This is a genomic window from Gemmatimonas sp. (assembly GCF_044344655.1).
GTDB lineage: Bacteria > Gemmatimonadota > Gemmatimonadetes > Gemmatimonadales > Gemmatimonadaceae > Gemmatimonas.
Genome location: NZ_JBIJCN010000047.1, coordinates 1 through 24,348 on the forward strand (window position 1 = coordinate 1; position 24,348 = coordinate 24,348).

Genomic DNA, 24,348 nt, shown 5'->3' on the forward strand with positions numbered 1-24,348 from the left:
ACGGGCAGGGTGGTGGCCGCGTCCACCCCGTCGTGCACCACCGCGCCATCATCCGCGGTCGCCCCAAGCCCATGCTCGGGTCCGAACAGCCGCACGATCGGCACGCCGGCACCGCGCAGGGCCACGCGGCTGCGCTGTGCCGGCGCCTGCGCGAGTCTCGCCGCATCGTTGGTAACGAGCCCCACCCGCGTCCAGGCGCGCCACAGCGCCGGATCGGCGAGAAGCCGGTCCACACCGAACTGCAGCGGTCCATCGGCAGGCTGGCGCATGGGAGTGGGGGAACGAGACCGCGTGATCGTCGCGGTCGCCCGCCGCGTGTACTTCGGTAGTATATCCGTATGCCGAACACGGGCGCCGCTGCTGCTGCCGGCCACCGGGTATCGTGCCGGCCCACCCTCTTCCCTCCCCTGCCATGCCTCGGCCCCTGTTTCCACGCCCCCGCCGACATCGCGCGTCGTCCGCCGTTCGCCTGTTCGGTGCGGCAGCGCTCCTCGCGGTCACCGTACCCGCCCCCGCTCCGCTGCGCGCCCAGCCGGGAACGGCGGCGGCCACGCAGGGTCGCGTGATGCCCGGCATCGAGGTGCTGCTGCGCGATTCCCTGCATCTGGTGAAGGGGAAGCGCGTGGGGCTGCTGACCAACCACTCTGGGCGCGACCGCGCCGGCACCAGCACGGTGGACCTGCTGCACACGGCGCCCGGCGTAACGCTCACCGCGCTGTATGGCCCCGAACACGGCATTCGCGGCGAGGCGAAGGCCGGGGAGAAGATCGCCAACGCCGTGGACGCGAAGACGGGCGTGAAAGTCTACTCGCTGTACGGCGCGGTGGAGACACCCACCCCCGACATGCTGAAGGACGTCGACGTACTGGTGTACGACATCCAGGACGTGGGCGCGCGCGTGTACACCTATCAGTGGACGCTGGCCCTCACGGCCGCCGCGGCGAAGAAGCCGATCATCGTGCTCGATCGCCCCAATCCCATTCGCGCCGACCGCTTCGAGGGGAACATCCTCGATCTCAGGTTCCGGTCGCTCGTGGGGCAGCACGCCGTAGCGCTGCGCTACGGCCTCACCGTGGGTGAGCTGATGCAGTACCTCGTGGGCACGAAGGCCCTGGATGCGCAGGTCACGGTGGTGCCGATGCAGAACTACCGTCGCAGCATGTGGTACGATCAGACCGGCCTACCGCGGGTGAACCCGTCACCCAACCTGCGTACGCTCGACGCCGAACTGCTGTACCCCGGCACGGTCTTTTTCGAAGGCACGAACGCCACGGAAGGACGCGGCACCGATGCGCCCTTCCAGCTGATCGGCGCCGATTACCTCACCGACCACGTGGCGGTGGCCGCCTCGCTCAACGCGCTCGCGCTGCCCGGCGTGCGGTTCGACACCGCCACCCGCACGATTGAAGCGGGCTACAAGTTCGGCGGCAAGACCATTCCGATGATCAAGGTGAGCGTGACCGACCGGAACGCGGTCCGCCCGGTGGAACTGGGCATCCGCATGCTGCGCGCCTTCAAGGCTGCGCACCCGAAGGAGTTCGCGTGGCGCGAGCCGAGCGTGAACGCGGCGGGGCGCATCAAGGGCATCGACCGGCTGGCCGGCACGGACCAGCTCACGCGCGCCGTAGACGACGGGACGGTGGACGCGCTGATCGCGCAGTGGAACGCGGAGGCGGCCCGCTTCGCGAACCTGGTGAAGCCCTACCTGCTCTACCGGTGAGGGAGCGCTGAGCGCCCAGCGGTTCGGGGGCGTCGGCGAAGGAAGAAGTGAGCCCGGATCACCTCTCACGGCGATCCGGGCTCAGCTCTTTCCACCCGTTACCAGTCGAGGCGCATGCCGACCTGTCCCATTCTCGCCGCGAACGCCGAGAGCGGCACGCCGAAGGTGGACTGCGGCGCACCCGCGGCCGTGAACTGCTGATTGCCGAAGGTGAGGTTGTTGCGCCAGTTGAACAGGTTGAACGCTTCCGCCGACACACTCACCTTCTTGCCGTTCCAGTTCAGGATCGGGCGCGCCAGGCGGATATCGACGGTGCGGTACCAGTTCGGCCACGCATTCGCAGGCAGCGTGGTCCGGTTGCCGGTGGAGCTCACCGTGCCGCCCGGGAAGTCGTCGCCGAGAATGTTATTGAGATTGATATCGCGGCCGTCGGTGGTGAGGAACGGACGCGGGCTCGCGATCGTGGTCACGCCGGAGAACGTGAACCCAAACGGCAGCGGCACGATGTGCGAGAGCGCGATGCGATGGCGCTCGTCACCCGTGGTGCGCTGACGGTTGAAGAGGAACGGGTACGCGAAGTTCGGCAGGGCCGCCGTATCGAAGTCGCCCTGATACCAGCCCAGCGTGTAGCCGAGGTTCACGCGGGCCTTGCGGCGCTGCCACGTGGCCTGCACGAGCACCGACGAGTAGTTCGACCGGCCGATGTCATCCCAGATCAGGATATCGCCGAAGGCGGGCGTGAGCTTGCGGCGCGCCGGCGTGACGGTGCGATCGAGGTAGTTCGGATTCCGCTGGACGTACAGGTTCTCCATGTTCTGCCGCACGTAGTCGACATTGAACCCCAGCTCGGACGTGAGCTGATGGCCCACGCCGAGCGACATCTGCTTCGAGTGCGGCGTCTTCATGTCGTTGTCCATCAGGATCGGCGAGAGGGCCGCCGAGGCGCCGGCAATCACCCGCTGACGCAGCACCGCCGGGTCGCTCGTTCCCGGATTGGCGAACGTGTAGGTCCGCCACGTGGAGTTGCGACGCTCCTGGAAGCCCATGAAGCTCGTCACGCGGTCGTAGATGATGCCGAAACCACCGCGCACGAAAGTGCGGTTGTCCTTGAACGGATCCCACGAGAACGACACGCGCGGCGAGAAGTTGCCCAGTTGGTTCTTGCGGTTGCCGCTGTTGATGTACGGACGCAGCTCGGCGATGCTGGTCAGCACCGGATCACTCGCCCACGGCGTCGTGTAGCTGTTGTTCATCGTGTTGATTTCCGCGTCGTGCCGGAGCCCCAGCGACAACGTGAAATTCGGCTTGATGCGCCACTCGTCGTTGATGTAGAAGCCCGTCGTGTAGCCGCGGGCGCGCGCAATGGCGTCCGACGTGCCGTTCGGGTCCGTGAAGCCCACGGCGATCGTGGCCGAGACGGGCAGCGCGGCGGGATCATCGACGTTGTACGTGAACGTGCCGTTCGTGTTGTTCGGCTGGTTCTGCAGTGCGCCGATGGTGCTCAGCTCGACGCCGGCCTTGATGATGTGCGAGCCGGCCTTCTCGAGGTTGTACGTGGCCCGGTTCACCGCGCGGAAGTGGTTTTCCTGCAGGATCAGCGGGAAGCCCGACGTGCCGAACTGGACGCCCGGATAGTTGCGCTGCGGCCCGGGGAGTAGCGGCGCCTCGTTGTGGTTCCAGCCCACGAACTGCAGCGACGCTTCGTTCACGAGATTGCCGCTGGCGGAGACGAACTTCTGACGTAGCTGGGCCGTGTAGATCTCGTACTTCTGCGAGATGCCGCCGTCCTGCGACACGCGTCCACCGAAGTTGCCCTCACCGCGCAGGAAGCGGGTGGAGCCCATGAAGTCGTACGTCACCCGCGGGCTCTGCACGTAGGTGAGGCGCGAGAAGAGCGTGTGGTTCTTGTTGGGGGCCAGGAACGCGCCACGCTCGGCCGGCCAGCGGGTGTTCGCCGCGGCCGTGGTGGGGTTCACGTCGAGGAAGAAGTCCGTGTTCGTGAGCTCGTAGCTCGTAGCGAGGAACAGTTTGTCCTTCTTGAGCGGGCCCGCAATGTTGAAGCCCAGCTGCTCGCGCCCGAAGTTGGGCACGGCGGTCTGGAAGGCGTTCTTCGCCAGCATCGACTTGTTCTGCAGGAACCCGAAGGCCGAGCCCTTCCACTCGTTGGTGCCGCGCTTGCTTTCGGCGCTGATCACGTACGAGCCCGCGCGCGTGAACTCCGCGTCGTAGGGATTGAGGTACACGCGGAAGTTCTCCAGCCCTTCCTGCGGCAGCGGCGATCCGGTCTGTCCGAGCCCCACGATGTTGCCGTTGAAGAGGCTCTTCATTTCCACGCCGTCCATGTAGACGTTGAAGAACCGGAGATCCGGCGCCGCGCCACCCGACGGCAGCGTGCGCCCCGACTGCGGCGCGTACGTCTTGATGCCCGGCGCAATGCCGGCAAGGTTCATGATGCCGCGCGAGTTGAAGGGCAGATTTTCGATTTCTTCCTTCACCACCGGCGCCGACACCGACATGCGCTGCACTTCGACCTGCTTCACGCGCTCGGCGGTGATCGTCTGCGCATCGAGTTCAGCGGCGCCCTTCTCGAGATCGAACTCGAGGCGCGCCCGCTGTCCCTGCACGAGATTCACGGTGTCGGTCCGCTGGCGGAAGCCGAGGGCCTTCACGTTGACCGTGTACTGGCCGGAGTAGAGGCCAAGCACGCGGAACTCGCCGTTGGCACGCGTGGTGGCACGCTGCGCTTCGGCCGTGGCGGTGTTGCGCACGGTGATCTGCGCGCCCTGCACCGGCGCGCCGTCGGCGCGCACGGCCCCCTCGAGAGTGATGGTATTCTGGGCAGCGGCCGGCGAGGCCGCGAGGCCCGCAGCAGACGCCGCGACGAGCAACCGTCGGAGAGTCGGTCGCAACATGGGGAATCCTTTGGTGGGGAGGTGGTGAGTCGAACGGGACGAACAGCGTGAGTATAGAGCGCGTGCCACACCGCGACCAGCAATCATGTCCGGCGCAGCCCGCCGCGCTGCGCTCGGCGCGCTGCGCTCGGCGCGCTTTGCGCCGTACGCTCAGGGGGCGGGTCGTTGGTAGAGCCCCACCAGCACGCCCTTCGCCCGGACATGGCCGGTCATCGCGCGCACGACCGCTTCGCGCGTGGCTGCCGATGACAGGCCGGTCGCGGGGACGCTGAGCATCGTGTCGAGGGCATACAACTCGAACAGGTAGTGATGCGCTGGGCCTGTGGGCGGCGCAGCGGGGCCGCGATAGTAGGGCCCACTCACACTGATCTGGCGCATGCCGTTCGCCTGTTGTGCCCCGCTGCCAATCCCCTCCGGCAGCGACGTGGCGGTACCGGGGATGTTCCACACGAGCCAGTGCAGCGTGTCGTCGATGCCATCGGCCAGCGCCGCATCGGCGTCGTGCACGAGCAGCACATAGCTGCGCACCGAATCGGGGGCGCCGCGCCACGAGAGCGCCGGTGACACATCGCGGCCGGTCTGCGCATGGCGCGCCGGAATCATGCCGCCATCGGCGAACGACGCCGTGAGCGACAGCACCCGCAGCGGCGTGCGCGCCGGCGCGCGCGGTGGCTGGGCCACGGGCGCGGCGGCTGGAGTGCCCGCGCCGCCCGCCACCGCCTGCCCGCTCGCAGCGCCCGGGAAACACGCCAGCACCGTGAGCGCCACGCCGGCCATGGAACCGGTCATCGACGTGATCATTGGCCGTCTCACTTGAACGACGCCGGTTGCGCGCGACGCCACACGGTGTAGCGCGCGCGCAGCGTCTTTACGGGATTGAGGTTCTCCCCCGGCTTGATGGCGTTGGGGCCCGGCTGGTCCGGCTGCGCCACCGTGAGATACATGGCGTACGTGCCGTTGTTGTGCGAGTCCCCGTTGGTGTCGCTGCGATTGGCCATGAGGATGTAGGCGATGTAGGCCGTGCGTCCCTCGCAGGGGATGGCCGGCTTCGCGTTGTCGCTGGGGAGCGGTGGGCACACACAGCGACTGTCACCGCCGTATTGGTCGGCCGTTTCGAGCGCCGCCATGACCCGATCGGTGAGTGCCCCATTGGTGTGCAGGAAGGCGCGGACGGCATTCGGAATCACGTCGCCGGTGCGCAGGATGTTGCCCTGGATCGAGTAGTAGATCTGCGTGCCCGGCACCTGTCCCTGCATGTCCTGCGTCACGTAGCCGTTGGCGAGCCCTGAATGGCCCGCATGACGTCCCTGCAGATCCACGATGCCGAACTGCCGCGACTGGAAGGCCGGATCGGCCGAGAGCATCTCGATGATGCGTGCCGGATCGGTCCCCTTCTGCAGTTCGCGGTACACGAGCATCTGATTGGCGTGCGTGCCATCGACCCCGGCCTGACAGGCGGCCACGCCCTTACCGGGGACGACCACGGCCTGCACGCCCATGAGGAACGCATCGTCGCGATCCACGCAGGTGGCCGAAGCGATCACCACGCGCCCCGTGGCCATGTCGACGGCGATCACCGACCAGGTGGCATGCGCCGTGGCGGGCAGCCCGGCGAACAGCACGAGGGAGAACAACACGGAATGGAGCCAGCGCATGGGCATCGCCTCGGGAGGGGGATAGGCGGGGGGATAGGCGGACGGTCAGGTGGTCCAGCTCGTAACCAGGCGCGCCCACGGAATCACCGCTGCCACCAGCACGAGCGTGATCGCGGCGCCGACCAGCGCGCGCGTGCTCTTCACGGTGGCCGGCTCCGCCTTGCGCACCCGCACACTGGTGATGGTGGCCACGATCACCGCCGCAATCATGAGCGTGGGGTGCTCCACCACGAGGCGGCGCAGTGCACTGTCCTTCATGGTCTCGCCCATCGTGGCGCGCGCCAGCGCCACGGTCGGACTCACGAACCAGAGGGCGAGCCCCGCCACCAGCTGCAGATGCACGAGCAGCGTGAGGCGACGCACCCACGAGCTGTCGCCGGCGTCCCACGCGCCCTTTCGCGTGGCTCCCTTGACGAGCACCATGGCGCCCACGCCGAGGACGAGCCAGGCCAACACGTTGTGCGCTGCAATCAGAAACCCGTACATCGATCCGCCTGTCTGTGGTTGATGCGGCCCGCGAGCCGCGGCACGATACTATGGTCGAACGGAGCAGCCATGGACAACGTATCCGGCGGACATACCGCGTGACGTGCGGCTACGGGCCCGCGCGCCGGAGGGTGTAGCGGAAGTCGCAGTGTGAGGCGCCGCCCATGATGGTCTGGGTGCGGCTGAACTCGACCTCGCCGTTGAACCCCTCGATCAGCGCGGCATCGCGGTTGCACGACAGGACCGCCCCGAGCTCGGGGATCCCCAGTTCGCGGTACATCTCGGCGTACCGGCAACGCGTCACGTTGAAGTCGAAGCGCTCGCCGCTCTGCTCCAGCACGTCGATGCGCAGCGCGTCGTCGGCCGTCCACCGCTCGAGGGTGCCCGCGAAGTGGGCCAGAGAGCAGCCCCCCACACTGTCGGCGAGCTGCGCGCCCTGCTCCTGCGCCAGCCGCACGATCACGTCGCGCGCAATGGTGCGCACCCGCTCCGCGCCAAACTCGGCGCTCATCGCGTCGAGCAGCGGCGCGATCACGCGTGCCTCGATCAGCCTCCGGCGCAATACGCCGATCGCATTCAGCTCAGCATCGGTGGGAAGGCTCATGGAGTCGATTATTCGGGGGCACCTGGGCCGGGCTGCACGGTGCTGCCCCCGCCACTGCTGATGCTCTTGAGCGCGAAATACACTACGCCGGAGAAAGCCGCCGCGATCGCCGCCGCGAAGCCCCCCGAGCGTCGCTTGTCGATACGGCGTTCCTGCGACCGGTCGATCGCCCGCAGCGGGATGGTGAGGTCACCACGCTTCCACGAGAGTTCGTCGCCGTCTCGCGTGATGACCAGATCGGGCTTCACCATCATCGCCGTGTCGGCGAGGGGGCGAACCACGCGCCCGTCAAGTTGACGCAGCTCCAGGCCAGCCGCGTCACGCAGGAGACGCGCGCCCTCCTCGCTGAACAGCAGCCGTACCTCGGCACCCGCCGGCACGGAGATGGTCACCACCGCGTGATAGCGATAGCACCCCAGCGTGCCGCTCAGCGGCAGGACCAGCAGGAGCAGACGGGCCGGACGACGGAGAGGAAGGCGCATGCTGCACGATACCGCGCCGCAGACGACCGCGCGAGCGCGGCGGGGCTCAGCGCGCGACGGGCCTGGCGAGCGCCCCTTCGAACTTTCCGCGCAACGCGTCGTCGGTGCTGATCCGCTTCGTGACGGCGGTGAACTGGGCCTCGGTGTATCCCGCGCCCTTGAGCGCCTCGGCGCGGAGCCCGCGATAGCGCTGGCGGATCTCCGCCTGCACCTCGGCCTTCTTGCTGCGCGGCTCCGCCAGTTCGGCCTGTTCCTTGTCGCGGACGGCGGCGAGCGCCAGGTGGGCCCGCACGTAGGTCTCGATCAGCTGAGTCGTAGAGTCGGCGACGGCACCCGTTCCGGCACCCGTTCCGGCACCCGTTCCGGCGCCCGTTCCGGCGCCAGCGGGAGGCTGGGCCACCAGGGAGGTGGGCGCCGCGAGCACGAGGCCGGCAGCAGCGAGAGCAAGAGCCGTGGACAGTCGGCGCATCGGAGGCGAGCGGAAGGAGGGCGGAGCGGACCATGGTGAACCTGTTCCCCGGCGGCAGGAACGTCAAATGCGGAGCCCTGCCGTGGCCGTGTTTCCGAAACAAGCCCGAAGCAAGCGCCGACGGTGGTGGCGGCGCCGCTTCGCTTGCCAGTCGTCCCGCGCAGACGCACCTTCTCCCTGTTGCGCGTTCCGTCGAGAAGTCCTTCGTGGTTTCACGTACCCGAGGTACGGCATGAAGACGATGTCCGCGCTGGCTGTGACGCTGTCCGTCGCCCTGCTGTCCCCTGCCCCCGGCGATGTGCGTCCCACGCTTCGCGCTGCAGTGACTGCTCCCGCAGTCGTCCCGCCCGCAGTTCTCCCTCCCTCACGGCCCGTGACCCGCCCGCTCCGGCGGCCGGCAGCGTCAGACCGTGCGGCCGGCGCCACGCATGCGGTGTTGCCACGCCGAGCGCACCCCACGGCGCGCATGGCCCCCGCCGCGCTCAACGGGGTGGTGAAGCAGTACTGCGGCCGATGCCACAACGACACGATGAAGCGTGGAAATCTCACGCTGGGCGGTTTCGATGTAGGGTCGCCGTTTGCGCGCGCCGATGTGGCCGAGCGCATGATCGCCAAGCTGCGCACGGGGATGATGCCGCCGGTGGGCTCGCCGCGCCCCAAGGGGGACACCCTCGACGCTCTGGTGCTGGAACTGGAGACGCGCATCGACTCCGCCGATGCCCTCGCTCCCGACCCGGGGCGCCGCACCTTCCAGCGCTTGAATCGCGCCGAGTATCAGTCGGCGGTGAAGCAGCTGCTGGGGCTCGACGTGGATGCGTCGAATTACCTCCCGGCTGATACGAAGAGCGACAATTTCGACAACATCGCCGATGTGCAGGCGCTCTCCCCCACGCTACTGAGCGCGTACCTGCGCGCCGCCGGCGACATCAGCTGGCTCGCGGTGGGCAACGCGAAGGCGAGCGCCAGCTCGGCGATTTACACGATGCCCAAGATGGCGTCGCAGACGGCGCACGTGGAGGGCACGCCCTACGGCACGCGCGGCGGCATGGTAGTCACCCACACCTTCCCGGCCGACGGCGACTATCGCTTCGGCGCGAACTTCTTTCACGAGACCACGGGTGCCTTTGCCGGCGGCCTCGCGCGCGGTGAAGCGCTCGAGATCGCGGTCGATGGGGAGCGGGTCGCGCTGATCGAGATCGATCGCTTCATGCACGCCAGCGATCCGAATGGCGTGGCGCAGGCCGCGGCGCCGGTGCGCGTGACGGCGGGCCCACACAAGGTGTCAGCGGCCTTCGTCCCGCCGCGCTTTCAGGGCGTCGTGCAGGATCTCGTCTCGCCCCTCAAGTACTCGCTCAACAGCACATCGAACGCGGTCGCCTACGGCTTCTCGCTGCTGCCGCATCTGCGCGAACTGTCCATCACGGGCCCGTTCACGCCGACGGGGGTGAGCGATACGCACATCCGCCGTCGCCTCTTCAGCTGCCGGCCGACAACGGAGGCCGGCGAGCGTCCGTGCGCGCAGTCGATCATCACGCGGCTCGGTACGCAGGCCTATCGCCGACCGCTCACCAATGAGGATCGAGGCGGACTCCTGGCGCTGTACGACGCCGGCCGGAAGAGTGGCGGCAGCTTCGAGCAGGGCATTCGCCTGGCGCTCGAGGGCATCCTCGCCAGTCCGGATTTTGTGTTCCGCTTTGAGCGGGCCCCGAGCAGCGTGGCCCCGGGTACGGTGTATGCGCTGCGCGATCTCGATCTTGCCTCGCGCCTGTCCTTCTTTCTCTGGTCGGCGCCCCCCGACCAGCCGCTGCTCGACGCCGCCACGCGCGGCCTGCTGTCGAAGCCGGGAGGCCTCGAGCGCGAAGTGCAGCGCATGCTCGCCGACCCGCGCGCGCAGTCCCTGTCCACGCGCTTTGCCGCGCAGTGGCTGCGCCTCCCCGATCTCGACGTGGTGACGCCGGACATCCGGCAGTACCCGGATTTCGACGAGCAGCTCAAGAACGGGATGCGTCGCGAAACGGAGCTGTTCTTCGACGACCTCGTACGCCGTGACCGGCCGGTGCTGGATCTCTATCGTGCCGATTACACCTTCGTGAACGAACAGCTGGCGCAGCACTACGGGATGCGCGGTGTGGTGGGCCCGGCCTTCCGCCGGGTGCGCTATCCCGACACCACGATGCGTCGCGGCCTGCTCTCGCACGCGAGCATTCTCACGCTCACCTCGCACGCCACCCGCACCTCGGCGGTGGATCGCGGCAAGTGGGTGATGGAGGTGCTGCTCAACAGCCCGCCGCCGCCGCCGCCACCCGGCGTGCCCGATCTCGAGGCCACACCAGGCGACAACGGCGGCCGCCCGCTCACCGTGCGCGAGCGCATGGAGCAGCACCGCAAGAGCCCGGCCTGTGCCAGCTGTCACAAGATGATGGACCCGATCGGTCTCGCCCTCGAGCAGTACGATGCCACCGGCAAGCTCCGTCGCCGCGACAACGGAATGCCCATCGACTCCAAGGGTGACCTGTGGGACGGCACGGTGGTCAACACCGCGCCGGAGCTTCAGGCGGCGCTCCTGCGCCGCGAGGATGCGCTGCTGCGCACCTTCACGCGCAATCTCATGGCGTACGCCGTGGGGCGGCGCATGGACGCGCGCGACATGCCAAGCGTACGCCGCATCGTGCGCGATGCCACCGCGCAGCAGCATCGCCTGAGCGCGTACATCCTCGGCGTGGTGCGCAGCCCCGCCTTCCGCATGCAGAAGTTCGAGTCGACTACCACCGTGGAGAGCGGCGCCAACGGCGCGGCTCCCGCTCGCTGAGACCGTCATGGCCAACGTGATCCGCACGCCGCTCGACCGCCGCACCTTCCTGAAGGGGATGAGCACGATGATCGCGCTCCCCTATCTCGACGCGATGACGCCGGCCGCGCTCTCCCGCTCCGCGCGGGCCTCGGCGCTCCGGGCGGCGAATCCCACGCGACTGCTCGCGCTCGAGATGGTGCACGGCGCCGCCGGCTGCGCACCGTTCGGACTCACGGAGCATCTGTGGGCACCGCCCACTACCGGCAGCAGCTTCGATCTGAGCAAGACGTCGCTCTCGCCGCTCGAGTCGTGGCGCCAGTATCTCACGATCATCAGCAATACCGATGTGCGCATGGCCGAGGCGTACAGGCCGGAGGAGATCGGCGGCGACCATTTCCGTTCGAGCGCCGTGTTTCTCACACAGTCGCACCCCACGCAGACGGAAGGGTCCGACATCTTTGCAGGCACGTCGCTCGATCAGATGTACGCGCAGCGTTTCGGACAGGCCACGCCGATCCCCAGCATGCAGCTGTGCATCGAGCCGCTGGATCGCGCCGGTGGCTGCGCGTACGGGTACTCGTGCATGTACACCGACTCGATCAGCTGGGCGTCGCCCACTGAGCCGCTGCCCATGATCCGCGATCCACGCGTGGCGTTCGAGCAGCTCTTCGGCGCCGGTGGCACGCCCGAAGAACGCGCCATGCGCAACCGCAGTACAGGGAGCATCCTCGACTGGATCACGGGGCGTGTGGCCCAGCTCAACCGCGAGCTGGGGGCCGCCGACCGGCAGCGCATGGATCAGTACCTCGAACACATCCGCGAGATCGAGCGGCGCATTCAGCAGGTGGAGAAGCGCAATGCCTCGGGGGAGGAGCGCGAGCTGGCCGGCGCGCCCGCGGGCGTACCCGACAACTTCGGCGATCACGTGAAGCTCATGTTCGATCTGCAGGTGCTGGCCCTGCAGGCCGATATGACACGCGTATTCTCCTTCAAGCTGGGGCGCGACGCGTCAGCGCGCGTCTATCCCGACAGCGGCGTCATGACCGGCTTCCATCCCGCGTCGCACCACGGCAACAACCCGGCGCGCGTGAAGGAATTCGCGGAGATCAACAAGTACCACGTCAGCCTGCTCCCCTATCTGCTCGACAAGCTGAAGACCACGATGGATGGCGACGCGTCGCTGCTCGACAAAACGACGATCATCTACGGGTCGCCCATGTCGGACAGCAACACGCACAACCATCGTCGCTGCCCGCTCATTCTGCTGGGCGGCGGTCACGGCATCGCCTCGGGCAACCAGCACCTCAAGGCGCCAGACGGTACGCCGATGGCCAACGTGATGCTCTCGCTCATGCATCGGATGGGCATGGACGACCTGCACACGTTTGGTGACAGCACCGGCGCATTCTCTTTCTGATCGACGGAGGCACGGAGTGATGGAGGCACGGAGGCTGTGGCGCATGGCGCCGTTGGTGCTGCTCCCTGGCACGGTGGTGGCGATGCCGCTGCCGTGGATGGCACCGGTCACGGGCGCGGCCGTCTCGCGCGCGATCGTCTCCCCCGCCGTGGCGCCAATCGCCGATGCGGCGATGCAGGGCGATGTGGTCGCCGTGCGCGCGCTGCTGGCCAAGGGAGCCGATGCGAACGCGCCTCAGGCCGATGGCATGACGGCGCTGCACTGGGCGGCGCAGCGCGGTGACTCCACGCTGGCTGGTGTGCTGCTCCGGGCGCGAGCGACTGTGCAAGCCGTCACGCGCGTAGGCGGGTATCAGCCGCTCCACGTGGCGAGTGAGAATGGTGCGGCCGGCGTGGTGCGCCTGCTGCTGGTCGCGAAGGCCAGTCCGCGCGCGCTGACCACCGACGGCGTCTCGCCGTTGCATCTGGCCGCGGTCGCTGGCGTGCCGCAGGTCATCACGATGCTCATCAAGGCCGGGGCCGACGTGAACGCGGTGGAGCCTGGGTGGCAGCAGACGCCGCTCATGGTCGCAGCGGCCAAGGGGCGGACCGACGCGGTCCGTCTACTGCTCACGGCAGGTGCCGATCCGCGCCGCACGGCGCGCACGATGGATATCATGGCGAGCGCCGCGCAGGACCGGCAGGCCAAGATGCGACGCGACGCGACGCTGCAGGAGCTCCGCGCGAAGCAGGGGCAGGCCAATAACACCAACTGGCTCCCCACCCCCGAACAGGTGCAGGCGGCAGTGAAGGCGTCGCGCGTGGTCGAAGACGCGTCGGCCACGGGCGAAGCGATTGCCGGCGTACGGGCCGCCACGGCCGCCGAGGAGGCCCGCCTGGCCGCCCAGGGTGGCCGAGGCCTCGATGACGACAATCCAGCGTACAATGAGCTGCTGGGCGTACAGGGCGGGCTGACCGCGCTGTTGCTCGCGGTGCGTGAGGGCGAGATCGAAACATCGATAGCGCTGCTCGACGGCGGCGCCGACATCAACCAGGTGAGCGCCGGCGATAAGACCAGCCCCCTGCTGATGGCCGCCATCAACGGGCACTACGACCTGACCATGCGCCTCGTGGCCCGTGGCGCCAATCCCAACCTCGCGAGTGACGCCGGGGCGGTGCCGCTGTTCGCGATCCTCAACAAGGAGTGGGCCCCCAGCACCCGCACGCCGCAGCCAGCGTTCCAGCTGCAGCAGCGCGCCACGTACCTCGACGTGATGGCCGCGCTCGTCAAGGCGGGCGCCAACGTGAACGCGCGCCTGTCACGCTCGCTCTGGTACACTACGTACAATCGCGACAACCTTGGCGTGGACTTCAACGGCGCCACTCCGTTCCTGCGCGCCGCCTACGCCACCGACACGGCGGCCATGAAGATGCTGCTGGCCGCCGGTGCCGATCCAAAGATCGGCACCATTCGGCCGCCGGCACGTGCCCGTCGGCCCGGCGCCGCCGCACCGACCAGCGAGGATCCGTCGGGATTGCCGCCGGTCCCGCCGGGTGGGCTCGGCATCATGGCCATTCACGCCGCCGCCGGTGTGGGATACGGCACCGGCTTCGCCGCCAACGATCACCGCCACGTCACCGGCGGCTGGATGCCGACGGTGAAGTTCCTCGTCGAGGAGCTCGGCGCCGACGTGAACGCGCGCGACTTCGCCGGCTACACGCCGCTCCATCACGCCGCCGCCCGCGGTGACAACGAGATGATCCGCTACCTCGTGTCGAAGGGGGCTGACCCCAAGGCCGTGGCGCGCTCGGGCCAGACCACCGTGGACATGGCCAACGGCCCCGTGCAGCGCACCTCGCCGTATCCCGAAACGATCGCGCTGCTGGAAGGCCTCGGCGCGAAGAACAACCACCGCTGCATCAGCTGTTAGGCTGATGCAGCGGGTGGGGGACTGAGAGGGACCGGCCCTACGGCACGATCCGCCCCGCTCCCGGCGTGATGATGTGGGGGGAGCCCTTCAGCAGCTCATTGATCTTGCCGATCCGGTCGCGGATGACCGCATCGAGCCGCCCCTGCGCATCGTCGGTCTCCACCTTGAGCTCGCCGCTGCGCAGCTTCTCGCCGGCGGTGACGGGCCACTGCGGGCGAGCGATCATCCCGCTGATCGTCTGCGCCTCTTCGCGCAGGCGCGGGTACTGGCGGTAGCCGAGGCCAGCCAGCGGCCGGGCCAGCACGGAATCACGGAAGTGGCGCAGGTCACGGAGCGTGCTGCCGATCTCCGCGAGCGCGGCGGCCCCGTTGGTCAGGCCGGTCGCGCTGCGCACCGCCGTCTGCACCGCGGTGAGCTGACGCGAGAGATCATCCACCCCGGCGATGACGCGCGCGATGCGCACCTGAGTGCCCTCGATCGCCTTCGCCGACTCGAACTGCTCCGCCACCTGCGTGGCGGTCATCTCGATGCGCGGGTCGTTGCTCACCTGCACGGGTTTGGTGATGCGCTGCCCGTCCACGATCAGCGTGACCTGATAGGTGCCGGGGACCACCGATGCGGAGGCCGGGCCGAAGAAGCTCTCCTCGCCCGCCTCCCCGCCGGCCCCACGCACGAGCGCAGCGGCACGGCGGCGCTCACGAAGGCCCGTGAGTGACGTGTCGGTCGGCGCCGCCGCTTCTGGCGCCCCACGGTTACCGCGCCCGCCGCCGCCCGCGCCCGGGGCGGCCTCTTCGCGCAGATCCCAGGCCAGACGGTTCACCCCCGCGTTGTCGGGCACGCGGCGGAAGCGACGCACCACACGGCCACCCGCGTCGGCCACCTCGATGTTCACCTCGCCCACCGGCTGCTGCTTGAGCCAATAGGAAATGATCGCGCCGGCCGGCGGGTTCTGGCCGGCATACTTGCGCTGCCCGAGGTTGCCGTCGCGGTTCCACGAGGTCCACTTGATGGCCGGGCGGATATCGAAGAGCGCCGCCGACGACGCCGTGGTCTGCGCGAGCTGCTGCAGCGGCGTGATGTCATCGAGGATATAGAGCCCGCGACCATGCGTGCCGATCAGCAGATCGTTCTCACGCGGATGGACCAGCAGGTCACGCACCGGCGTCACCGGCAGCGCCCCCCGCAGGGAGTGCCAGTGGGCGCCCTGGTCCCAGCTGGCGTACACCCCGGCCTCCGTACCGAGATAGAGGAGGTTCCGGTTCTTCGGATCCTCGCGAATCACGTGCGTCCACCACGCCTTGTCGGGGAGGTCGCCGCGGATGCTCTTCCACGTGGCCCCGAAATCGGTGGTCATGTAGACGTACGGGCGGTAGTCGTCGTCCTGATGATGATCGGCGGTCACGTACGCGGTGCCCTTGTCGAAGTGACTCGCCTCGATGGTGGCGAGCCACGCATTCGGGGCCAGCCCCGGCACGCTGGTGAACGTCTTCGTCCACGTCTTGCCGCCGTCGCGCGTCACGTGCACCAGGCCATCGTCCGACGCCGTCCAGATCACAGTGGAGTCAAGCGGTGAGGGCGCGATGCTCAGCAGCGTGGAGTGAAATTCCGCCGCCGTGTTGTCGGTCACGATCTCACCACCGCTCGACTGCTGCTTCTTCGGGTCGTTGGTTGTGAGATCCGGCGAGATCACGTCCCAGCTCAGGCCGTAGTTGCGGGAGCGGAACACCACATTGCCGCCGAAGTACACCACACCCGGGTTCTGCGGCGAGAGGGTGATCGGCGAGTTCCAGTTGAAGCGGTACTTGTGGCCGATCATCGCATCGCCCACCGAGCCCACGCGGTTGGGATACGGGTAGATCGTCTTCTGCACGCCGCTCCGCACATCCGTGAGGTTGAGCATGCCGCCCTGCGAGTCGCTGTAGATCAGCCACGGCTTGTCGAGCACCGGCAGCGCGAAGAAGCCGTCACCGCCGGAGATGTTGTGCCAGTCAGCGGCGCGGATGCCCTGCCCCGAAAGGGAGTTGCTGGGGCCGCACCAGTTGCCGTTGTCCTGCAGGCCGCCGCACACCCGGTACGGCTGCTGCATGTCGTAGTTGATGTGGTAGAACTGCGTGAACGCGAACGTGTTCACCACGTCCCAGTTCTTGCCGCCATCGCGGCTCACCTGCCAGCCACCATCGCTGCCGCTCAGGATGTAGCGCGGATCGACCGGATCGATCCACATGGCCTGGTGGTCGCCGTGCACGTCCCGGGCAATCGTGGCGAAGGTGCGCCCACCGTCATCGGAGAAGTAGAGCCCACCCGAGAGGGTGAACACGCGGTTGGGATTCTTCGGGTCCACGCGGATGTCCGCGTAGTAGAAGGGGCGGAAGTTGATGTTGGGATCGCGGTTCACCGTGCGCCACGTGCGCCCGGCATCGTCGCTGCGCCACAGTTCCCCCTCGTCCTTCGTTTCGCTGATCACGTACACGATGTCGGGATCGCTTGGCGCCACCGCCACGCCGATGCGGTCCATCGCCTTGCGTGGCAGGCCGTTCAGCTTGTCGGGACCGGAGAGGCGTTCCCACGTCTGGCCGCCGTTGACCGACTTCCACACCGACGTGTTGCCCGAGCCCGACGCGAGGTACCACGCCCACCGACGGTAGGTGTACATGCCCGCGTACAGCACGTTGCTGTTGTTGGGATCCGCGGAGATATCGGAGCAGGCGGTCTGCGCATCGAGGTAGAGCACCCTGCGCCAGCTCGCGCCGCCGTCGGTGGTCTTGTACACGCCGCGCTCCTCGTTGGGCCCCCACTCGCGCCCCAGCACGCAGGCGTACACGATGTCGGCGTTGCGTCCGTCCACGATCAGGCGCGCGATCTTGTCACTCTTCTCGAGGCCGATCTTCGTCCAGTGCGCGCCACCATCGACCGACTTGTACATACCGTCGCCGATCGACGCGTTGTTGCGCGGGTTCCCCTCACCGGTGCCGACGTACACGATGTTGGGATCACTGGGCGCGATCGCGATCGCGCCGATGGATCCCGCACTCTGCTCATCGAAGATCGAGGTGAAGGTCGTGCCGCCGTTCGTGGTCTTGATGATGCCGCCATTGGCACCGGCCACGTAGTACGTGAGCGGATCCCCTGGCACGCCCACCACCACCGAAATGCGACCGGCGTTGTTGGCCGGACCCACGCTGCGCCACTCCAGGCTGCGGAGCAGCTCGGGCGGCGTTGGCATCGCGGCTGCGGGCTGCGACGTGGTGGCCGACCGGGCCGTCTGCGCCGACCCGGCGAGGGGGGACAGGGGGATGACCGCGAGGGCCGCGATCAGCGCACCGGGGGCGAACGCAGCGGCCCCGAATGGGCGTCGATACAGCATGGGAGGGAGGGGAGAGGGTGGCGGAGTACAGGAGCGAGAGGCCTCCCCTAATTCACCCGCGGGGTGCCCCACTCGCTAGAGGGGTGCGCATCGTTCGGGGCCGGACGACGGCAGGCGGATCCGTCGGCCTTCGTCACACCAGCGAGATCATTGCTTTACGTCGGCGTTGCGCGACCGACACGGGCCCGTCACGGGGCGCATGAACATTTGCGGTCCATGAGCCCCTTTCTGCAGCGCCTCGACGCCAGCGACCGCGCCATCTTCGCCCGCCTCTGCCTGACACCCACGTGCAGCGGGGTGCAACGCGTCTTCTGGTCGGTCATCACACACCTCGGTGGTGCGCGCGCCAGTATCGGTCTGACCATGGCGGCGCTCCTCCTGCCGCCGGTACAGGGGCACCAGGTGTGGAGCACGCTGCTCCTCCTTGGCTGGTCGCACCTTGCAGTCCAGCTCGTGAAGCGCACCGTGGGCCGCCCGCGTCCCACCGAGAAGCTCGCGCTCGAGTCACTCGTGCAGGTCCCGGACCGCTTTTCCTTCCCCAGCGGCCATTCGTGTGCCGCGATGGCGGTCGCCGTGGGATTCGCGTCGGCGTTCCCCGTCCTCGCCCTGCCACTGCTGATACTGGCCATGCTGGTGGGCTTCTCGCGCGTGATGCTCGGCGTCCACTATCCGGGCGACGTGCTCGTGGGTCAGCTGATCGCCCTCATCACGGCGTATCCGCTGCTGGGCTAACGGCATGACAATCAGGCTGGCGGTTCCGGTGCCCATGGCACCGGATCGCGCGACGTTCCGGGCGGGCCGGTCCCCGCTGCCCCCCCGCCTGCGCGACGACGCCGCACTGGGCGTGCTCGATGCCACCGAGTGGTTCGGCGAGACGAGCGGTGGCATCCGTACGTACCTCATGGAGAAGGCGCGCTACGTGGCCGCGCGCCCGGACTTGCGCCACACCATCGTGGTCCCCGGGCAGCAGGACGCCATCGAGGACCAGTCCGGGGTGCGCTTCGTGCGTTTGGAGGGGCCGCCCATTCCGCGCCATCGTCCGTATCGCTTCATGCTCGCCACGCGCTCAGTCTCGCGTATCGTACGGCACGAGCGCCCCGACATCATCGAGGTGGGCAGTCCGTTCGTGGTACCGTGGATCGTGTCGCACGCCACGCGCGACCTCGGCATTCCCATGGTCTGTTATCACCACACCGACGTGGCCGGCGTGCTGTCGCGCAATTTCCCCACCGCCGGTGGGGTCCGACGGCGTGTCGCAGGGGCGGCGTGGCAATACCTGCGCTGGCTCGAGCGTCGCTGCGCCATGACCATCGTGGCCACAGCAGGCGGCGCCCGCGATCTGCAGGCCCACGGCATCTCGCGCGTCGCGCACGTTCCGCTCGGCGTAGACCTCGGCACCTTCTCGCCCAGCCGTCGCGCGTACGGTGCGGAGGTCCGCGCCAGGCTGGGGCTCCCGGATGCACCGCTGGCGCTCTTTGCCGGCCGCTTCGCGCGCGAGAAGGAACTGCACGTGATCCTCGACGCGTGGGCACAGGTGGAGGCAGCCTGCGGCGCGCGCCTGGTGCTCGTGGGAGCCGGCCCTGATGAGGCGCGGTTGCGTGCCCACGCGTATGCTGACCGGGTGTATTTCCTCCCGTTCATGCATGATCGCGCGGCGCTGGCGGATCTGCTGGCCGCGGCCGATGTGTACGTGGCGCCCGGTCCGGCAGAAACGTTCGGACTGTCAGCCGTCGAGGCGATGGCCTGTGGCACCCCCGTACTGTCGGCCGGGCGCGGTGCTGTCGCCGAGCATGTGGCCCGAAGTGGCGCTGGCCGAACCTACGACGCCGGCTCCGCAGCGTCGGCCACCCTGGCGGCTGTGTCGCTGTTCGATGACGATCTGGCGCACCTCGGCGCCCGGGCGCATGCCTTCGCTGCCTCGGAGCACGAGTGGCGTACGGTGTTTGACCGTCTCTTCACCGTGTATCGTCAGATTCTCGCCTCGCAGCCATGAGCCACGACACACTGCCTCCAGCGCGATCGATGGTCGGGGTGCGACTGGCGCTATTCACCGATACCTACGCGCCGCAGGTTAACGGCGTGGCGCGCACGCTCGAGCGGCTGGTGCAGGCGCTACGCGAACGCGGTGGAGAGGTCCTGGTCTTCACCACCACCGATCGCGACGCGGACGCTGGGGCCGGGGTGGTCCGCTACCGCGGCCGACCGTTCTGGGCGTATCCACAGTTGCAGCTGGCCTGGCCCTCGTCGCGCGACGTGATCACGCGCCTACAGGCGTTTCGCCCCACGATCATCCACGCGGCCACGGAATTCGGCGTGGGACTCGCCGGTCGCCGCGCGGCCCGACGGCTTGGCGTCCCGTTCGTGTCGTCGTACCACACCAGCTTCACGGCGTATGCCGCGCACTACGGCCTGGGAGCCCTTGCCGCTCCCGGGTGGGCATTCCTGCGGTGGTTCCACAACGGTGGCCTTCGCACGTACTGCCCTACCCGGGCCATCGTGCAGGAGGTGGAGGCGCACGGTTTCGAGCGATGCGCCGTGTGGTCGCGCGGCGTGGACACTACGCGCTTTTCGCCGCGGTTCCGCTCGTCGGCGTTTCGTGCGAACGCGGGGGCCAGCGATGACATGATCGTGGCGGCCTACGTGGGTCGGCTTGCACCGGAGAAGGGGGTGTCGGTGGCCCTCGATGCCGTGCGCCTTGCCATGGAGGCTCGGCCGGACCGGTTCCGCCTGGTCGTCGTCGGCGATGGCCCCTCCGACCACGAAGCCCGGGCGGCGGCACCGCGTGGATCCACGTTCACCGGTCGCCTCGAGGGGCAGGCACTCGGCGAGGCGTACGCCAGCAGCGATGTCCTCCTCTTTCCCAGCACCACCGACACGTTCGGCAACGTGATCCTCGAGGCGATGGCATCGGGAACCCCAGTCATCGGCGCCGACGTGGGCCCGACCCGTGAAACGCTGCTCCCCGGTCGCGGGTGGGTTGCGCCCGCCGATGCCCCCGAGGCCTTCGCCGAGCGCCTGATCGCACTGGCCGACGACCGGATCGCCCTGCGTGCGATGCGCGAGGAAGCACTGGCCCACGCCGGGACGCGCTCCTGGCGCGCCGTGTGGGATGCCTTGTTCGCCGATTACCTCACGTTGCAGGCAGCAGCCGCCAGCGGTCGCGCCGAGTCGGATCCGATACGGGCGACGTAACGAGGTCGCGCAGCATCGCATCGAGCCGATCGAGTTCGCGGGTGCACGACATCGCGTCGGCGGTAGTGCGTGCGCCGCTCCGCACTCGCTCGCGCAGCGACTCATCCTCCATCACCCGCGTCATCGCGCGCACGCAGCCGTCCACGTGGCCCGGCGCGAAGGCGAGGCCGTTGCGCTCGTCCTCCAGGTAATCCGCCACGCCACCGGCCTGACAGGCGATGACCGGGAGACCGGACGCCATCGCTTCCAGCAGGACGAGCCCCAGCGTTTCGGTTGCCGAGGCGAACACGAAGGCATCGGTGCTGGCGTATAGGGCCGGTAGGTCAGTGGCGCGATCCACCGCGCCGAGGAAGGTGACGCCGGCCCCGGCACGCGCTCGCAGGGCGGCCTCACTGGGACCGGTGCCGGCAATCAGGAGTCGTACCGGGTGCGTGGGCCTCGCCATCTGCAGGCGCGCGAAGGCGTCGAGGAGGAGCTCCACGTTCTTCTCAGGCGCGAGGCGCCCCACGAACAGGAAGGTGAACGCAGATCCGAGCGCGTAACGGTGGCGGGTGAGCAGCGAATAGTGGCGCGGATGGAACTGCTCCGCGTCGATGCCCCCGCCCCAAACGTGGGTGCCCGTCACGCGGAGCGTGCTCAGATCACGCTGGGCGGTGGGAGACGGCACAAGCGTCCGTGTTGCCCGGCGATGAAAGCGGGCGATCCAGCGCCGCACGAGCGGCCGCAGAAACGGCACACCGTAGGCGTCGCAGTACCGTGAGAAGTCGGTATGGTAGGTGGTGCACACCGGAATACCACGGGCGGTCGCCTCGAGCAGCCCGGCACGCCCCACGAGCAGCTCCGTGGCGCAATGGACCACGTCGGGGCGGAAGGTGTCCATCAGGGCGCCCACGCGCTGTCGCGACGGCCACGCCAGCCGCACCTCGGGGTAGGGCGGCCACGACCACGCGCGCACCGGGAAGTGTGGGATCATCGTGGGCTCCGGGCGCACCGACCGCGCGGCCGGGCTGTACGCCGGGCCGTACGCCGGTGCCATTACCCCGCACTCCCAGCCCCGGGACCGTAACCCCGTCACCATGGCGGCCGTCACCACGCTCACGCCGTTGAGTTGCGGCGGGAACGTGTCGGTGCAGAAAAGGATACGCATGCGTCACGATCCCTCGCGTTGGTCACACCGCGATCACCTGTCCGCATCCAGTGCGTAACGGTGGAGGGACCTCGGCCGGAACCGTGGCCCAGCGATAAGCGGAGTCCGGTCGTCTGGTTACCGCACCCGGGCGCCTTGTGATCCGTCTGTTGCGGTTCGGCCCTCCGGATGGGAAGTTAGCGTGCCCGCTGATCCGCTTGGTGGTGCCGTTTCCCTCACGGAGAGTTCCCGCATGCTACGTGTTTTCTGCAGGTCGATGGTTCAAGCTGGTCTCGCTGTAGTCGTAGGCAGCATGGCAATGACAGTCGGTGCGCCGGTCCTCGGGGCGCAGGCAACCGGTACGGTCGAAGGCAAGGTGACCGTCGGCGGGTCCGGCGAGGCGCTGCAGGGTGCGTCGGTCGGTGTGGTGGGGCTGCAGGTCGGCGGCATCACGCGCGCCGACGGTACGTACCGCTTCTCGCTCCGCGCCGGCACCTACGAACTGCGTGTGCGCATGCTCGGCTACGCCGGTAAGACCGCCAGCGTGACCGTCACCGCAGGCGGCAAGGTCACGTCGAACTTCACGCTCGAGAAGTCCACGACCCAGCTGGAAGCGGTGGCCGTGACCGGGTCGCGCGGTGGTGAGCGCACCCTCGTGAAGAGCCCCGTGCCCGTCGACGTGATCAACACGGCCGATCTCAAGGCCACCGGTCGCGTGGAAACGGCGCAGATGCTGCAGGCAGCGGCGCCCTCCTTCAACTTCCCGCGTCCGGCGGTTGCCGACGGCACCGACCACGTGCGTCCCGCCACACTGCGCGGCCTCGCACCGGACCAGACGCTGGTACTGATCAACGGCAAGCGCCGCTACACCAGCGCGCTGATCAACAACAACGGCACGGTGGGTCGCGGCACGGCCGCCGTCGACATCAACGCGATTCCGGCGTCGATGATCGACCGCATCGAAATTCTCCGTGACGGCGCCGCGGCGCAGTACGGCTCGGACGCCATCGCCGGCGTGATCAACATCATCCTGAAGGGCGCGAGCGCCGGTGGAGCCTCGGTGCAGACGGGGCAGTTCAACACCAACGTGGAAGGCCTCGGCAAGTTCAACGACGGCACCAACACCACGGCGACCGCCGACCAGGGCTTTTCCTGGGGCAACGGTTCGTACTTCCATGCCGGCGTGGAGTGGCGCAACCGCGCCATGACCAACCGCACGTTCAACGATCCGCGGCAGCAGTATCCCAACGGCGACCCGCGTGAAGCCACGGCGCGTCGTCGCACGCACTGGTCGGGCGACGCCGCCACCGCCGACCTCGTCGGCATGTTCAACGCGGCGCAGGTCGTGAACGACAAGCTCCAGCTCTACGGCTTCGGCTCCTTCGGCGTGCGCGACGGCCGCTCCACGGGCTTCTTCCGCCGCCCGATTCAGACCACGCAGGTCGTCTCCAAGCTGTATCCCGACGGTTTCCTCCCCAACATCGAATCCAACATCGGCGACATCGCGATCGGTGGCGGCGCCAAGGGTACCGCGAAGGGATGGGACTGGGACCTCAGCCAGGTCTACGGCGCGAACTCCTTCCAGTTCATCATCAGCAACTCGAACAACGCCTCCATGGGCCTGAATAGCCCCAGGGTGTTCGACGCCGGTACGCTCGGCTTCGGCCAGGCGCTCACGAACTTGGATGTCACGCGCCAGTTCGACCTGAACGGCAAGCCGCTGCGCGTGTCGAGCGGCGCCGAGTTCCGGTGGGAGAACTATTCCATCCAGGCCGGTGAAGAAGCGTCGTACATCAACGGCCGCGTGCCGGTGCTCGACGCGACCGGCAACCCGGTCCGCAACGCGGCCGGCAACACCACCATCGCGCTCGTGGGCTCGCAGGTGTTCCCCGGCTTCTCGCCGGCGGATGCCCTCGACCAGAGCCGGACGGCGGCCGCCGCCTACATCGACCTCGAAACGGATCTCACGTCGAAGTGGCTCGTGGGGACCGCGGCGCGCGTCGAAAACTTCAGCGACTTCGGCGGCAAGGCCACCGGCAAGGTGACCACGCGCTTCTCGCCGACCGACAAGTTCGCCATCCGTGGTGCGGCGGCCACCGGCTTCCGCGCCCCGTCGCTCCAGCAGAGCTACTTCACCTCCACGGCCACGACCTTCGTGAACGGCCTGCCGGTTGATATCAAGACGCTCCCGGTAGCGAGCCGCGAAGCGCGTCTCCTCGGC

18 protein-coding genes are annotated in these 24,348 nt (G+C 68.4%); 8 read left to right on the forward strand and 10 right to left on the reverse strand.

The features are described 5' to 3' along the window. Positions 1-269 (reverse strand): exo-beta-N-acetylmuramidase NamZ domain-containing protein (locus tag ACIQ51_RS11640; RefSeq protein ID WP_396205215.1); only part of this gene is annotated, 269 nt, incomplete at its 3' end. Between the two features lie 143 nt (positions 270-412). On the opposite strand from ACIQ51_RS11640, the gene ACIQ51_RS11645 reads away from it, so the two are divergent. Then, a complete protein-coding gene (locus ACIQ51_RS11645) occupies positions 413-1,720 on the forward strand; it encodes an exo-beta-N-acetylmuramidase NamZ domain-containing protein (protein ID WP_396205216.1) in 1,308 nt (435 codons plus the stop codon). A gap of 98 nt (positions 1,721-1,818) precedes the next feature. Here the strand turns inward: ACIQ51_RS11645 and ACIQ51_RS11650 are convergent, their stop codons facing one another. From ACIQ51_RS11650 to ACIQ51_RS11680, 7 genes are all read right to left on the reverse strand, one after another. Then, complete coding sequence (locus ACIQ51_RS11650) at positions 1,819-4,632, reverse strand: carboxypeptidase regulatory-like domain-containing protein (RefSeq protein WP_396205217.1); 2,814 nt, start codon at positions 4,630-4,632, stop codon at positions 1,819-1,821. Between the two features lie 150 nt (positions 4,633-4,782). Then, on the reverse strand, positions 4,783-5,433 hold the full coding sequence (locus ACIQ51_RS11655; RefSeq protein WP_396205218.1) for a YbhB/YbcL family Raf kinase inhibitor-like protein: 651 nt from the start codon (positions 5,431-5,433) through the stop codon (positions 4,783-4,785). Between the two features lie 8 nt (positions 5,434-5,441). Continuing rightward, positions 5,442-6,287 (reverse strand): DUF1028 domain-containing protein, encoded by an 846-nt coding sequence (locus tag ACIQ51_RS11660; RefSeq protein WP_396205219.1) that lies wholly within the window; start codon positions 6,285-6,287, stop codon positions 5,442-5,444. 45 nt (positions 6,288-6,332) lie between these two features. Continuing rightward, complete coding sequence (locus ACIQ51_RS11665; protein ID WP_396205220.1) at positions 6,333-6,773, reverse strand: hypothetical protein; 441 nt, start codon at positions 6,771-6,773, stop codon at positions 6,333-6,335. Between the two features lie 109 nt (positions 6,774-6,882). Continuing rightward, a complete protein-coding gene (locus ACIQ51_RS11670; protein ID WP_396205221.1) occupies positions 6,883-7,377 on the reverse strand; it encodes an L-2-amino-thiazoline-4-carboxylic acid hydrolase in 495 nt (164 codons plus the stop codon). A gap of 8 nt (positions 7,378-7,385) precedes the next feature. Then, entirely contained in the window at positions 7,386-7,859 is a 474-nt protein-coding gene (locus ACIQ51_RS11675) for a hypothetical protein (protein WP_396205222.1), read from the reverse strand. A 46-nt stretch (positions 7,860-7,905) separates the two neighbouring features. Then, positions 7,906-8,328 (reverse strand): hypothetical protein, encoded by a 423-nt coding sequence (locus ACIQ51_RS11680; RefSeq protein ID WP_396205223.1) that lies wholly within the window; start codon positions 8,326-8,328, stop codon positions 7,906-7,908. Between the two features lie 373 nt (positions 8,329-8,701). Between ACIQ51_RS11680 and ACIQ51_RS11685 the strand changes: the two genes are divergently transcribed. Genes ACIQ51_RS11685 through ACIQ51_RS11695 form a run of 3 tightly spaced genes read left to right on the forward strand, consistent with a single transcriptional unit; the run spans position 8,702 to position 14,445 of the window. Next, entirely contained in the window at positions 8,702-11,137 is a 2,436-nt protein-coding gene (locus ACIQ51_RS11685) for a DUF1592 domain-containing protein (protein ID WP_396205224.1), read from the forward strand. 7 nt (positions 11,138-11,144) lie between these two features. Then, a complete protein-coding gene (locus ACIQ51_RS11690) occupies positions 11,145-12,536 on the forward strand; it encodes a DUF1552 domain-containing protein (RefSeq protein ID WP_396205225.1) in 1,392 nt (463 codons plus the stop codon). Between the two features lie 43 nt (positions 12,537-12,579). Beyond that, on the forward strand, positions 12,580-14,445 hold the full coding sequence (locus ACIQ51_RS11695) for an ankyrin repeat domain-containing protein (protein WP_396205227.1): 1,866 nt from the start codon (positions 12,580-12,582) through the stop codon (positions 14,443-14,445). A gap of 37 nt (positions 14,446-14,482) precedes the next feature. On the opposite strand, the gene ACIQ51_RS11700 is transcribed toward ACIQ51_RS11695, so the two are convergent. After that, on the reverse strand, positions 14,483-17,809 hold the full coding sequence (locus ACIQ51_RS11700) for a WD40/YVTN/BNR-like repeat-containing protein (protein ID WP_396205228.1): 3,327 nt from the start codon (positions 17,807-17,809) through the stop codon (positions 14,483-14,485). A gap of 216 nt (positions 17,810-18,025) precedes the next feature. Here ACIQ51_RS11700 and ACIQ51_RS11705 point away from each other — a divergent pair, with 216 nt between their 5' ends. Genes ACIQ51_RS11705 through ACIQ51_RS11715 form a run of 3 tightly spaced genes read left to right on the forward strand, consistent with a single transcriptional unit; the run spans position 18,026 to position 21,001 of the window. Beyond that, a complete protein-coding gene (locus ACIQ51_RS11705; protein WP_396205229.1) occupies positions 18,026-18,541 on the forward strand; it encodes a phosphatase PAP2 family protein in 516 nt (171 codons plus the stop codon). Positions 18,542-18,545: 4 nt separating this feature from the next. Next, positions 18,546-19,802: a glycosyltransferase gene (locus tag ACIQ51_RS11710; RefSeq protein ID WP_396205230.1), complete on the forward strand. Its 1,257-nt coding sequence runs from the start codon at positions 18,546-18,548 to the stop codon at positions 19,800-19,802. Then, complete coding sequence (locus ACIQ51_RS11715; RefSeq protein ID WP_396205231.1) at positions 19,799-21,001, forward strand: glycosyltransferase family 4 protein; 1,203 nt, start codon at positions 19,799-19,801, stop codon at positions 20,999-21,001. The genes ACIQ51_RS11710 and ACIQ51_RS11715 overlap by 4 nt, the downstream gene beginning before the upstream one ends. On the opposite strand, the gene ACIQ51_RS11720 is transcribed toward ACIQ51_RS11715, so the two are convergent. Beyond that, positions 20,940-22,148: a glycosyltransferase family 4 protein gene (locus ACIQ51_RS11720; RefSeq protein ID WP_396205232.1), complete on the reverse strand. Its 1,209-nt coding sequence runs from the start codon at positions 22,146-22,148 to the stop codon at positions 20,940-20,942. The two genes, ACIQ51_RS11715 and ACIQ51_RS11720, sit on opposite strands and share 62 nt — an antisense overlap. 292 nt (positions 22,149-22,440) lie before the next feature. On the opposite strand from ACIQ51_RS11720, the gene ACIQ51_RS11725 reads away from it, so the two are divergent. Beyond that, positions 22,441-24,348, forward strand: a 1,908-nt coding sequence (locus ACIQ51_RS11725) for a TonB-dependent receptor domain-containing protein (RefSeq protein ID WP_396205233.1), incomplete at its 3' end; no start/stop codon positions are given.

Coding starts and splice junctions, on each gene's coding strand:
- ACIQ51_RS11645 (WP_396205216.1), top strand. CDS start 413: ATGCCTCGGCCCCTGTTTCCACGCCCCCGCCGACATCGCGCGTCGTCC.
- ACIQ51_RS11650 (WP_396205217.1), bottom strand. CDS start 4,632: ATGTTGCGACCGACTCTCCGACGGTTGCTCGTCGCGGCGTCTGCTGCG.
- ACIQ51_RS11655 (WP_396205218.1), bottom strand. CDS start 5,433: ATGATCACGTCGATGACCGGTTCCATGGCCGGCGTGGCGCTCACGGTG.
- ACIQ51_RS11660 (WP_396205219.1), bottom strand. CDS start 6,287: ATGCGCTGGCTCCATTCCGTGTTGTTCTCCCTCGTGCTGTTCGCCGGG.
- ACIQ51_RS11665 (WP_396205220.1), bottom strand. CDS start 6,773: ATGTACGGGTTTCTGATTGCAGCGCACAACGTGTTGGCCTGGCTCGTC.
- ACIQ51_RS11670 (WP_396205221.1), bottom strand. CDS start 7,377: ATGAGCCTTCCCACCGATGCTGAGCTGAATGCGATCGGCGTATTGCGC.
- ACIQ51_RS11675 (WP_396205222.1), bottom strand. CDS start 7,859: ATGCGCCTTCCTCTCCGTCGTCCGGCCCGTCTGCTCCTGCTGGTCCTG.
- ACIQ51_RS11680 (WP_396205223.1), bottom strand. CDS start 8,328: ATGCGCCGACTGTCCACGGCTCTTGCTCTCGCTGCTGCCGGCCTCGTG.
- ACIQ51_RS11690 (WP_396205225.1), top strand. CDS start 11,145: ATGGCCAACGTGATCCGCACGCCGCTCGACCGCCGCACCTTCCTGAAG.
- ACIQ51_RS11695 (WP_396205227.1), top strand. CDS start 12,580: ATGGCGCCGTTGGTGCTGCTCCCTGGCACGGTGGTGGCGATGCCGCTG.
- ACIQ51_RS11700 (WP_396205228.1), bottom strand. CDS start 17,809: ATGCTGTATCGACGCCCATTCGGGGCCGCTGCGTTCGCCCCCGGTGCG.
- ACIQ51_RS11705 (WP_396205229.1), top strand. CDS start 18,026: ATGAGCCCCTTTCTGCAGCGCCTCGACGCCAGCGACCGCGCCATCTTC.
- ACIQ51_RS11710 (WP_396205230.1), top strand. CDS start 18,546: ATGACAATCAGGCTGGCGGTTCCGGTGCCCATGGCACCGGATCGCGCG.
- ACIQ51_RS11715 (WP_396205231.1), top strand. CDS start 19,799: ATGAGCCACGACACACTGCCTCCAGCGCGATCGATGGTCGGGGTGCGA.
- ACIQ51_RS11720 (WP_396205232.1), bottom strand. CDS start 22,148: ATGCGTATCCTTTTCTGCACCGACACGTTCCCGCCGCAACTCAACGGC.